Source organism: Rhodonellum sp. (genome assembly GCF_030656585.1).
GTDB classification, from domain to species: domain Bacteria; phylum Bacteroidota; class Bacteroidia; order Cytophagales; family Cyclobacteriaceae; genus Rhodonellum; species Rhodonellum psychrophilum.
The window spans coordinates 1-13,013 of record NZ_JAUSPP010000024.1 but is presented as its reverse complement, the minus strand read 5'-3'; the positions used below and the strand labels follow the sequence as shown (position 1 = coordinate 13,013).

The 13,013-nt window shown below is 41.4% G+C and carries 6 protein-coding genes and 1 rRNA gene; 6 read left to right on the top strand and 1 reads right to left on the bottom strand.

Annotated elements, in window-relative coordinates:
* Positions 1-169 precede the first annotated feature (169 nt).
* The 6 genes from Q7J63_RS05165 to Q7J63_RS05140 all read left to right on the top strand — a co-directional run bounded on the left by Q7J63_RS05165 (position 170) and on the right by Q7J63_RS05140 (position 11,874).
* The gene (locus tag Q7J63_RS05165; RefSeq protein ID WP_304884501.1) at positions 170-3,241 is read left to right on the top strand and encodes a TonB-dependent receptor; all 3,072 of its coding nucleotides are present in this window, start codon (positions 170-172) and stop codon (positions 3,239-3,241) included.
* Positions 3,242-3,259: 18 nt separating this feature from the next.
* Positions 3,260-4,801, top strand: a complete 1,542-nt coding sequence (locus Q7J63_RS05160) for a RagB/SusD family nutrient uptake outer membrane protein (RefSeq protein WP_304884499.1) — start codon at positions 3,260-3,262, stop codon at positions 4,799-4,801.
* A gap of 21 nt (positions 4,802-4,822) precedes the next feature.
* Positions 4,823-5,908 (top strand): LamG domain-containing protein, encoded by a 1,086-nt coding sequence (locus Q7J63_RS05155; protein ID WP_304884497.1) that lies wholly within the window; start codon positions 4,823-4,825, stop codon positions 5,906-5,908.
* Positions 5,909-5,980: 72 nt separating this feature from the next.
* Positions 5,981-7,942 (top strand): glucoamylase family protein, encoded by a 1,962-nt coding sequence (locus Q7J63_RS05150; RefSeq protein ID WP_304884495.1) that lies wholly within the window; start codon positions 5,981-5,983, stop codon positions 7,940-7,942.
* A gap of 383 nt (positions 7,943-8,325) precedes the next feature.
* Positions 8,326-10,626, top strand: coding sequence for a beta-glucosidase BglX (gene bglX, locus Q7J63_RS05145; RefSeq protein WP_304884493.1), 2,301 nt, complete (start codon positions 8,326-8,328; stop codon positions 10,624-10,626).
* A 384-nt stretch (positions 10,627-11,010) separates the two neighbouring features.
* Positions 11,011-11,874 carry an endonuclease/exonuclease/phosphatase family protein gene (locus Q7J63_RS05140; RefSeq protein ID WP_304884491.1) on the top strand — a complete coding sequence of 288 codons (864 nt, stop codon included), beginning with the start codon at positions 11,011-11,013 and terminating at the stop codon, positions 11,872-11,874.
* Between the two features lie 1,018 nt (positions 11,875-12,892).
* On the opposite strand, the gene rrf is transcribed toward Q7J63_RS05140, so the two are convergent.
* A 5S ribosomal RNA gene (rrf, locus tag Q7J63_RS05135) occupies positions 12,893-13,004 on the bottom strand.
* Positions 13,005-13,013 lie beyond the last annotated feature (9 nt).

The window sequence follows — 13,013 nt, the reverse complement described above, 5'->3', positions numbered from 1 at the left end:
GCTTTTTTGATCTTTTTTTAACATATTTTAACCCAAACTTATTTGTTTGGATTAACTTTTCTCAATGATCAATCCATTTACGGAAACGATTGCGGATTGACCCAGTTAAATTTTCTAACCATATTCCCCAAATACGAAATCTATGAATTGCACTTTACAAAAAAGTGAAATGAAAGGGAAAACAACTTCCCAACATCTCCAAAAACCAATGCGGCTTTTTCTCACTGTGGCCGTCTTTCTGTTGACCTTAAGTTTGTCTTATGGTCAGCAAATTTCAATAAATGGTAATGTAACCACCAGTAGCGGTGAAACGCTTCCAGGTGTCAACATTTTGGAAAAAGGGACTTCAAATGGAACCGTAACCGATTTAGACGGAAATTTCACTTTAAGTGTCGCTTCTTCCAAGTCTGTATTGCTCTTTTCATTTATTGGGTATGAAACGCAGGAAACCATTGTGGGTGAACGCAGCCGTGTAAACATTACCTTATTGGAAGACACCAAAACTTTGAATGAGGTGGTGGTAATTGGTTATGGAACGCAAAGAGAACAGGACAGGATTTCTGCTATTTCCACGATCAAAACGGAAGACATCGTAAAAACTCCTGCGACCAACGCCATGCAGGCACTTCAGGGAAGAGTCGCTGGCGTACAGATTGTAAGTAGCGGCGCTCCTGGTTCATCACCTACTGTTCGAGTAAGGGGAGTGGGTTCATTTGAGGGCGGAGCAGCACCGCTTTATGTAGTAGATGGCATGTTTTTTACCAATATCGATTTTCTGAATCCCAATGACATTGAGACGCTTTCAGTATTGAAAGATGCTTCTGCAGCTGCAATCTATGGTGTACGTGCTGCAAATGGGGTGATATTGATTACTACCAAAACCGGCGGTTATAACCAAAAACCCGAAATCGTATATGACGGTTATGTTGGGATGCAGGTACCACAAAACGTGCTTAAAATGGCCAATTCTCAGCAATTTGCCAGATATGTGAACGAAACAGGAAGCCCTGCGGATATCGCATTTTTAAACAACTCGATCCAAAGATATGGCAGAAGTAGGCTTGACCCGAATATTCCGGATGTCAATACAGATTGGTATTCTGAAATCATGAGCCCAGCTTCCATCCAAAACCACTCATTATCCTTTAATGGTGGTGGTGACCGCACGAGATACAGTGTTGGGGGTAGCTATTTCGAGCAAAATGGATTAATGAATGAAAGAAGAAATGATTACAAGAGACTCAACTTTAGGATAAAATTGGATACCGATCTTAAAGATTGGATTACGGTAGGAGGAAACTTGAATATCAGTACAGCTCAGCGCTATAATGCCGATGATGGCGCTTGGTTCAGGGCTTACAACACAGTTCCCATTATCCCTAAATATGATCCGCTCAACACGGGAGCAACGGCTTCTCCCTTTACGCTGTCCAATGCCCAGCAAATAGGGTATCGGGGTAACCAAAACCCATTTTACAGCATTCTCTTCTCCGACAACAGGAATAATATCGCTAAAATCCTAGGTAACTTTTATGCTGATTTAGAGCTTGTTCCAAACAAGCTTTCCTTCAAAACTGCCTACAACTATAGTATAGATCAAATCAATACCAGGAATGTTTCATTTGCTTACAATGATGGTGTAACTGAAAATCAATCCTCGCTGAGCAGAAGTAACATAACGAGGTATGACCAGATTTGGGACAATTTCCTTACCTATACCGAAAACTTTGGGAAACATAGTTTCACTACCGTTTTGGGTCAGTCCTTTCGAAGCGAAACCTTTGAAGGGTTATTTGCCAGAGGAGAAGGTTTAAATCCAGAGCCAGTGAGGGGACAAGAACAATTCTGGTATCTTTCCAATTCAACCAATTTGGATTTGAATTCCATCGGAGATACTGGCGGAAAGTTATTTTTCCAATCCTATTTTGCCAGAATCGCTTATAATTACGATGACAGGTACCTATTGTACGGAACCATCAGAAGGGATGGAAACAATAAATTCCAACAAAAATGGGGCAATTTCGCCACTATTGGAGCAGGTTGGGTTGTGACTGAAGAAAGTTTTTTCAATGTGCCCGCAATCGATTTTCTTAAATTCAGAGGGTCTTGGGGTCAACTTGGAAATGACGCAATCAATCCATCAGTGGGTGTACCAACCTTACAGGAGAATAATTTGGCCATCAACGATGTATTCACGATTGGCAGAAGATTAAATCCAACATTTGACCTAATTGACCGCTGGGAAACTACAGTGGAGCAAAATTTTGGCTTAAGTGCGAGATTATTCAAGGAAAGGTTATCTGTAGAGGCGGATTATTTCATCAGGGACACAAGAAATCTTGCTGTAAGTATCATTCCACCGGTTTTTCGTGCTACCGAGCGTAGAAGTGTTGGAGAAATCCGAAATCAAGGTTTGGAATTGTCCTTGAATTGGGATGAAAGGGTCAACGATAATTTCTCCTACTTTATCGGAGGAAACATTGCCACCTTGAAAAACACCGTATTGGGATTGGGCGGACCGTCATATTTAGACGGTGGCTCTGCTGAATTTCGTCAACGTTCCATAGTTGGTCAGCCTTTTAGCGCTTTTTACGGCTATGAAGTAGATGGTGTCTTCCAAACGCAAGAGCAGATCACCGGTAGTGGATACACCTCCGAATTCATCAGCGACAACAGACTAGTACCTGGAGATTTTATCTTCAAGGACCAAAATGGAGACGGTGTCATCAATGACTTGGACAGAGTGGTGCTTGGCTCATTCCTACCCAAATTGACGTATGGATTGAATGCTGGATTTAAATATAAGAATTTTGATTTTTCCGCTCTTTTTCAAAGTCAAAGGGGACACAATATCCTCAATAGAAAAAGAGGAGAAGTGATCTTCACCAATGACACCAATCTTGATGCTGAACTTATTGACAATCTATGGCGAGGAGCGGGAACTTCAGACAGATACCCATCAGCAGCCGGCCTTAGAAAAGGATGGAACCAGAACATGAGTAGTTATTTTGTCGAAGATGGATCCTACTTCAGGATTCAAAATGTACGTATGTCCTATTCCGTAATCAATAGAGAGGCTTTTGGAGTGAAATTTCCAGATACCAGAATCACCTTAACTGCAGAACGACCGCTTACCATGTTCAATTACAATGGCTTTAATCCGGAGGTTGCTGATGGAATAGACAGACAGACTTATCCTATTCCAGCTATTTATACCGTAGGATTAAATGTTAAATTTTAACGATAAGGAAAAATAATCATGAAACACATAAGAATTATTAAAAACGCGGTGGCGATGATGATGGCCTTCTTTGTCACCATATCCTGTACGGATATTTTGGATGAGCCACTTGAAAACCAGATCAAAGTCGAGGACACGGATTACACCCAGTCTGAAAACATGGTCCTGATGCTCTATGGTGCTTATGGGGAGCTTTATCGTTCTCAATGGGAAACCTACACCATCCTTTCAGTGAGAGGGGATGATGTCACAGCTGCAGGGGATCAGTTCCCTTTAATTGAAACGGATGAGTTTAGGTACGACAGGAATTTCTGGATGTATAATTCAGTCTGGTTAAACCTATATTCAGATTTGCTATACTGGCATGGTGCGATGGAGGAAATCAGAAAATACCAGGAAGGCGGTGCCAATCCTGCAACAGCTGAACAATACAGAGCCGAAATTAAGGTGATGCGTTCATTTGAGCTTTTACAATTGGCCCGTACTTGGGGAAATATCCTTATTCCAACAAGTTCACAACCCAGTGAGCTTTTCAATGTAGAAGTATCGACATTTGAAGAGGTCATGAACCATATCTCCGCACAAATGGATGAGGCAATTCCTCTTCTATCAGATGTGCATCCTAGAGACAGGTCAGACGTCCGTGGAGGGATTACACGTGGTGCTGCTTTGGCTGTAAAAGCCATGGCTAATCTGGAACTGAAGAACTTTCCTGCAGTAGCTGAAGCAACCGGCCAGATCATCAGCAGTAACCAATTTGCCCTGGAGCCAGATTATTACGAATTGTTCAAAACACCTGGTAAACTCAACAGGGAAAATATCTTGGAATTCCAATATTCTGATTTTGGGACCGGTACAGGTACAAGAACTTCATATCCATTCGAAACTTATGGTCCAGCATCTTGGACTCCAGCAGTTACCGGTGCATCAACAGGATGGGGATTTTTCGCTCCAAGTGCCAAATACATCAAGTTTATGCTGAATCGAGGAGAACAGGAGCGTTTGCAAACCACCGTTTTATTTACCCCGGCAGGCTTGGATGAAATAAAGGCAGACCCTCAATTTTCAACCTTACCGGCTTGGATGTCGAATGTTACTCCTGACGGAGATGTGTTCAATAGTCATCCAAGGTATAATTTCCTTAGCGGCAAGCATTACCTCCCCTCCAATCAATTGATTCCTGGAAGATTTTCATACGGATCCAATAAGAATTTCACAGCCATAAGGTATTCGGAAGTATTGTTGATGCATGCCGAGGCATTGGTAAACGGAGCGAGTAGCTCAGTGTTATCGGCCGATCAAGCTGTAAATCTGGTAAGACAAAGAGTAGGTTTGGGAACGCTTTCAGGGGTAAATCTTGATGTTGTACTAGACGAAAAATATGCGGAATTCGGAATGGAAGGTGGAATTCGTTTTTATGATTTAATGCGATATGAAAAAGCTTCCGAGCTGAATTTTGAAGGCAGGAGTTTTTCCATCCAAAACCATAAATTCCTACCCTATCCACTGGAACAAGAGAATATCCTACCAAAGCTGGCCGCTTATAAAGCAAATAATTGATATTGATTAATGATGAAAAATATGAAAAAATCTAATTTAATTATATTGGGAATGGTTTTCCTCAGCTTTGGCTGCACGGAAAACTACATAGATGAAATAATACCGGTTGCACAAGGGACTGATATCACCGCTCCGCAAGTGACTATCGAATTCCCTTCAGAAGGTACTCTGATAAGAGTGACTGAGGATGTGACTGCGATCAATATTAAGTTTGAAGTTATGGATGATATCGAAGTAGAATCGATTTCATTGAAGCTAAATGGCAATGAAATCGCCAAATACAATGACTTCAAAGATTACAGAAGAGTGATCAAAGAACATCTCCATGAGAATTTAGGAAATGGTGCACACACCCTCGTTGTGGAAGCCCGTGACTTATCCGGTAAGACCACTACCAAGACGGTCAATTTTGAGAAAGTGGAACCATACAAACCAATGTATGATGGGGAAACCTTTTACCTGCCTTTTGATGGAGATTATATGGAATTGATCAACATCAAAAATGCAAACGTGAACGGAAATCCAGGTTTTGCGAATGGATTGATTGGAAGAGCATACGATGGCGCCAGCAATGCCTATTTGACCTTCCCAACAACAAATCTACTCAGCAGTGAGTTTAGTGCAGTATTTTGGTACAAAATAAATGCAGCTCCAGACAGAGCCGGTATTTTGGTAATTGGACCACCTGACACCAACAACCCCAATAACATGAATAATCGATCAGGAGGGTTTAGGTTTTTCCGAGAGGGAAGTGGAACCAATCAAACCTTTAAGTTGAATATTGGAAATGGTAGTGGAGACAACTGGTTTGATGGTGGTGCAGCGGCATCCATAAACCCAAGCACCAACACCGATTGGGTGCATCTGGCATTTACGATTTCCGAAACAAACGCTTCTGTTTACATCAATGGCCAGAAAGTTAGTGGTGGAGACTTTCCAGGAGTAAATTGGACCGGATGCGATGTGCTTTCGATTGCCTCAGGAGCTCCTAGGTTTGCCGAATGGGGACATTTATCAGATGGAAGTTTATTTGACGAACTTAGATTGTTCAACAAAGCACTTACTCAAGAAGAAATCCAGAACATAATAGATGCTGAAAAGCCTTAATACACATTAAAATATAATTCCAATAGGGGTTTCGACTTTGGTTGAAACCCCTATTTTTTTCCTGAAAACAGCATGAGAAAATTTTTATTTTACTTAGCCATTGTGGTTTTCTCCACAAGTTGCGAAAAACAAGAATCGGATCTCACTCAATTGAGCCTTCTGCAGGCAGATATTGGCGGAAGGGAAATTAATCTCACTGAACCTATCAGTGAAAACTTCCCCCCTGACCGTCCTATAACGCTGGTTTTTTCAAGCCCGTTGGATCCCGCACTTGTGTCTTCCGCCATTTCACTTTTTGAAGGAAATCAGGAGGTTGAGCTTACCACAACCCTGATTGCTGATAATAAAAATATAATATTATACCCAAAGGGTATATTGAAAACCAACACTTTATACAAAATTGTCATTTCTGATAATCTCAAAGGAGCCAATAAAAGTCCTTTTGCTGGAAAGGAGATCCGTTTTAAAACCAAAATTGGTGCATTGGAGCTGGTTTCCTTTGACCTTGAAAACTCGGATCAAACCAAAACAGGTAGAATTATAAATGTCCCTTTGGATTTCAACATCAATCTTGAATTCTCAGGTCCTGTCGATAGGCAATCTCTTCAAAATTCCTTGAAACTGATTGGTACGGGACCACAAAGTCTCCAGTTTTCATTTTCCAACAATGATCAACAGGTTTCCATTACGGGAGATACTCCCTTGGTGTACCTCTCTAAATATACAATTCAAATACTCAACACCTTCAAAAGTGCCTCGGGAGAAGATTTTGCGGGATTAAGCAAAATTTTCTATACCGGTGTAGATCAAATTGCTAAATTCCCATTGATTTCTGATGAAGAATTGCTGACCAAAGTACAGGAGCAGACATTCAAATATTTTTGGAACTTTGCCCATGAAAACAGCGGGCTGGCACGGGAAAGAAATACTTCTGGCAACCTGGTTACCATAGGGGGTTCAGGATTTGGTGTAATGGCCATACTTGTGGGGATCGAAAGAGGTTTTATCACACGCCAACAGGGAATAGAGAGGATTTCAAAGATCGTTGACTTCCTTTCCAGCGCTGATCGATTTCATGGGGTTTGGCCACATTGGATAAATGGAAACACTGGAAATGTAATTCCCTTTAGCAGCAAAGACAATGGAGCTGACTTGGTAGAAACAGCATTGATGATGCAGGGGCTTCTGTCGGCAAGGGCTTACCTAAATGAATCCGTGGCAGTGGAGAGTGCCATCATTGAGAAAATCACCCAGATGTGGGCGGAAGTAGAATGGTCTTGGTTTACAAAAGGGGGACAAGATGTTTTATATTGGCATTGGTCTCCCCTATTCAACTGGGAGATGAACCTGCCCATCAGGGGTTATGATGAATCTCTGATAGTGTATGTTTTGGCAGCTGCCTCCCCAACTCACCAAATCGATAAAAAAGTCTATGATAATGGATGGGCCAGGAATGGAGGAATGAAAAACGGGAAAACCTTTTATCAAAAAACGCTTCCTTTGGGGCCCGATATGGGCGGCCCTTTGTTTTTTTCGCATTACTCTTTTCTGGGATTGGATCCCAGAGGTTTATCCGATCAATACGCGGATTACTGGAAACAGAACCAAAACCACACCTTAATCAACCAAGCACATTCCATCAACAATCCTTTGGGTTACGTGGGTTATTCTGACGAAAGTTGGGGACTTACCGCCAGTGATGGCAATCAAGGTTATTCGGCACATTCACCCACCAATGACAGGGGAGTGATCTCTCCTACGGCTGCCTTGTCTTCTTTCCCCTATACTCCTGAGGAATCCACCAAAGCATTGCATTTTTTCTATTACAATATGGGAGACCGCTTGTGGGGAGAATATGGGTTTTATGATGCGTTTAACATTACTGAGGCTTGGTATGCGGATTCCTATCTGGCAATAGACCAAGGCCCAATTATTATTATGATTGAAAATCACAGATCCAATTTGCTTTGGGACCTATTTATGTCAGATAAGGATATAAAAACAGGTTTGAAAAACCTCAATTTCACCCATTAACGGACTAATCGAAGAGCTGTGGAAAAAATCTTACTTTACCCTTATCACTTCACTCAATTCGTATTCTGGTGTAATTCAAAAAAAGACACAAAGGGGCATTCAAAATTGACTGAGGGGAGCATTTCTGATAATTCCCTAATGAATCTTCACAATAAATCATTTCAATATTAATGGGAGGATGTGGGGCCAACCTTAGGTTCAGCCAGGGAAACAACCCTAAAATGACCAAAAGATGGTAACTTAAGAGGGGCGAAGATTTGGCTTGATTGATATTGTTGTTTGTACTGAAAGTAGTTTTCATACAAACGAAAATAAACTTGAACAATTGGGATATTCACGAGATCTAAAAAATTTAAAAGACTTAACATTTAATTATAAAAACCATGGGCGTAAAAATTTCATTATTCCTCCTATCCCTCACTGTTTTACTCGCAGTGGCTTTTAGTCCTTCCAATGAGAAATACTCTTTGGAAGACAAATACATTTATAAGGCAGATTCAATTCTATCCATCATGACTTTGGAGGAAAAAATAGGCCAACTGAACCTGCCAGCTGCCGGGGATATCACCACAGGACAAGCTTCTAGTTCCAACATTGCCCAAAAAATTAAAGAAGGAAAGGTAGGCGGCCTTTTCAACCTCAAATCCGCATCAAAAATCAGGGAGGTTCAAAGGGTGGCTGTTGAAGAAAGTCGATTGAAAATCCCGCTTTTGTTTGGAATGGATGTGATTCATGGTTATGAAACCATATTTCCCATTCCCCTTGGAATGTCGGCAAGCTGGGACATGGAAATAATGGAAAAATCAGCCAGAATCGCTGCCAATGAGGCCAGCGCTGATGGGATCAACTGGACCTTCTCCCCAATGACGGATATCTCTCGAGACCCAAGATGGGGCCGGGTTTCTGAAGGAAGTGGTGAAGATCCTTATTTGGGTGCTCAAATTGCCAAGGCAATGATCAAAGGATACCAAGGAGAAAACTTAGCTTTGAACAATACCATTATGGCCTGTGTCAAGCATTTTGCGCTCTATGGAGCACCTGAAGCAGGAAGAGATTACAATACAGTAGACATGAGCCGAGTGAGGATGTATAATGAATATTTTGGGCCTTACAAAGCCGCAGTGGATGCTGGTGTAGGAAGTGTGATGACTGCTTTTAATGACGTAGATGGCATACCAGCAAGCGGGAATAAATGGTTGATGACTGATGTTTTGCGCAAGCAATGGGGATTCGATGGCTTTGTGGTGACGGATTATACTGCCATAAATGAAATGATTGACCATGGATTGGGTGACTTACAGACAGTTTCGGCAATGGCCCTGAAGGCCGGCGTGGAGATGGACATGGTGGGAGAGGGTTTTTTGACCACTTTACAAAAATCATTGGAGGAAGGTAAGATTACCGAAAAACAGATTGACGATGCCTGCAGGCTAATTTTGGTCGCCAAATATAAACTGGGTTTATTTGACGATCCCTATAAATATGCTGATCCTGAAAGAGCCGAAAAGGAACTTTTCACAGTCGAAAACCGGAAATCTGCTCGGGAAATTGCTGCCCAGACTTTTGTGTTGCTCAAGAATCAGGGAAATGTTTTGCCCCTTCAAAAGAAAGGAACCATTGCCCTAATCGGTCCTCTTGCCGATAACAAGGAAAATATGACAGGCACCTGGAGTGTGGCTGCTAATTTTGAAAGATCGATCTCCATCAATGATGGTTTGAAAAAGGCCGTTGGGGATCGGGCTAAAATTGTATATGCCAAAGGAGCCAATGTGGTGGCAGATTCCTTGTTGGAGTCAAGGGTCAGTATATTTGGTAAACCCACTTATAGAGACGAACGGAGCGCATCAGCAATGATCCAAGAGGCCCTTGACGTAGCAAAAAATGCAGATGTGATCGTGGCTGTCCTTGGGGAATCAGCAGAAATGACCGGAGAAGCATCCAGTATGAGTAATATTGAGTTGCCTGAAAATCAACGCGACCTGATGAAAGCCCTTTTGGGGACAGGAAAGCCTGTGGTAATGGTGTTGTTGACAGGAAGGCCTTTGGCGTTGACTTGGGAAGAAGAACATGTTCCCGCGATTTTAAATGTATGGTTTGCGGGAAGTGAAGCAGGGGACGCCATTGCCGATGTATTGTTTGGGGATGTAAATCCTTCCGGAAAGCTCAGTGCCACATTTCCACAAAATGTTGGGCAAATCCCAATCTATTACAACCATAAAAATACCGGCCGTCCCCTTCCGGAAGGCCAATGGTTCCAAAAATTCAGGTCCAATTATTTAGACATACCCAATGAACCGCTTTATCCTTTTGGATTTGGACTCAGCTATACCACATTTGAGTATGGAGGCCTTAAGCTTAGTAACATTTCCCCAATTGGTAACCAAAGCATCAAAGCAAGTATTTCGGTGAGCAATATGGGTAAATATGATGGCGCTGAGGTCGTACAATTGTATATCCGTGATGTGGTTGGAAGTATCACAAGACCGGTAAAGGAATTGAAGGGCTTTCAAAAAATATTTTTGAAAGCAGGAGAAACCAAAACAGTGACTTTTGATATTACCCCGGAAGATCTGAAATTTTACAATTATGAATTGGAATACGTTTGGGAGCCTGGTGATTTTGAAATAATGATCGGAGGAAATTCCAGGGACCTATCCATGGGGAAACTGAATTGGAAAGAGTAAAGAATAAGATCTGGCATGATGCTTAAATCCCGAAACATCTATTAAGTTCCTTAATGGATATTGAAACTGCAAGAGAATCAGACCACTCTGAAAATAAGGCGTAAGGCCGGCATGATGAAGTCAGAAATGATAAACAAAGACTGATTATTAGTTCATTTCAGGCTGGAATAGAATTGGCAATGCATAAAACGGGTTTAATCAAGTTTAAATGGAAAGGAAATTGGGGATCGAATCTTTCTGCCCCCGATTTCCTTTTTCGAAATATACATATTGTACAAGTTCGATTCTGAAAAAAACATGATATTCTAACAAGCCCATACGTGCCATGCGATAGAATATTCTCATCTTGAATTGACCAATATATTAATGCTTAAACACTTTAAAATGAAAGTAAACCCTTTTTATCTGATTGGATTCTCCTTTTGTGTTTTGTTTTCGCTTGCCATCTCTTCAGACGGTTTAGGACAATCCAGTTACAATATTGCTACATACAACATTCGGTTTGACAGCCCAAATGATCATGGAAATCTTTGGAAGGACAGGTCGCCTCACTTATTCAGCCAAGTCAAATTCCATAAAATGGATATAATCGGCACACAGGAGGGCATGCACCACCAACTTGAAGAAATGAAAAAGGGTCTAGGCTATCCATATATAGGTGTGGGACGGGACAAAGGAGGGAATGAAGGAGAATTTAGTGCTATTTTTTACGACCCCGTAAAATTTGAAGTTTTGGAACAGGCTACTTTTTGGCTTTCAGAAGATCCGAACCAACCTTCAAAAGGTTGGGATGCCGCATTGAATAGAGTATGTACATGGGGTAAATTTAAAGATACGGATGGGGAAATATTTTATGTATTCAACGTCCATTATGACCATATCGGCCAAAAAGCAAGAGAGGAAAGTAGCAATTTGGTCATCAAAAAAATCAAGGAGATCAATGGGCAAAACTTACCAGTCATCTTGCTGGGGGATTTCAATGTGACACCGGAGAATAGCGCTTACACAACCATTATTGAAAACTCCCCTTTGAGAGACAGTAAAAACATTAGCAATTTACCATCCTTTGGTCCCAACGGTACCTTTACTGGATTTGATTGGAACAAAATGCCAGAGGGTATTATTGATCATGTATTTGTCAGTCCTGAAATTCATGTCAGAAGACATGGGATATTGACAGACAATTATGGACTCAAATACCCATCTGATCACTTCCCGGTAATGGTTGAAATCAGTTTAAAAAATTGATACTTAGACCTTAATTTAACCCATTGGGTTTTGAGTATCAAACTTAGACCCCTTGGGATTTCACCGAAGTCCTGCATAAGAATGATCCAAATATCATTCTACAGTGGACAGTTCTCTGATTTATATAAAATCATATCAATACTAAGGAATATTGGATTTTTAGCCAATCCCCCCCTTTATTCAGCACGCTAGGTCGAGTCCCTGTTTAGCCAAGCATAAAAATTAGTCCACCCAACATTGAAAACCCTACACATCTTATCAACAGCATACACATGTCTGTATTCCTTCATAAAAATGTATATCTGCTTTCCCTCATGAGAATCATCCCCAAAGGCTCGGATACATCCTTCCTTCTGGAGGATTTACTTTTCTATCTCTGATTCTTGTAAAGCTTTCTCCAGAGCATAAATTTCCTTTTCTTCCGAGGAGAGATTCATTTTCCCGTTTCCCGGAAAACTTGTCACACCACCCACCTAAAATTCTCTAGTCCACCTGCGTACAAGATCAGGTCCGATGGCTAATTCCCTTCCGATTTCTGTACTGCTTTTACCGCTCAATTATAACTCTACAGCCATGGTCTTGAAGGCCTTGTCGAATTTTCTTCTTTCCCTTTTACTCATTGTTTCAAATTTAATAAAAGAGCTTAACTGATTGAACATTCAAATGTGCAAGTCCGGCAAGCCAATGGATTTTCCTTTTGATTTTGATTTAATTCCTACAGAGGATTCGACTTTTTAACATGCCCAGCGTAATTGAAATGGGATCTTGGGCTTTGGGCAGCATTAGAAATAAAAAGCGAAAAATCATACTCAAAATCCGGAAGCTCGGAAGGTAAAATTTTAGGGATATTTTGCTTTCAATCCATCTTACCTGAAAAGAATCAGCACATTTTGCCCCGCAAAGGTGTCTGTACTTATGCACCTGTTTTTGAAAAAATATAGAATGAATTAAGGTCAATAATCCAAAAGCCTCAAAACGCAAAAAGCTCCCACCTGGTGAGGGTGGGAGCTGAATGACAATAAGGCGGCGGCCTACTCTCCCGGGAGTAACCCCAGTACCATCGGCGCTGCAGGGCTTAACTTCTCTGTTCGGGATGGGAAGAGGTGGGACCCCTGCGCCAGGCCGCCTATGCTTTGCTG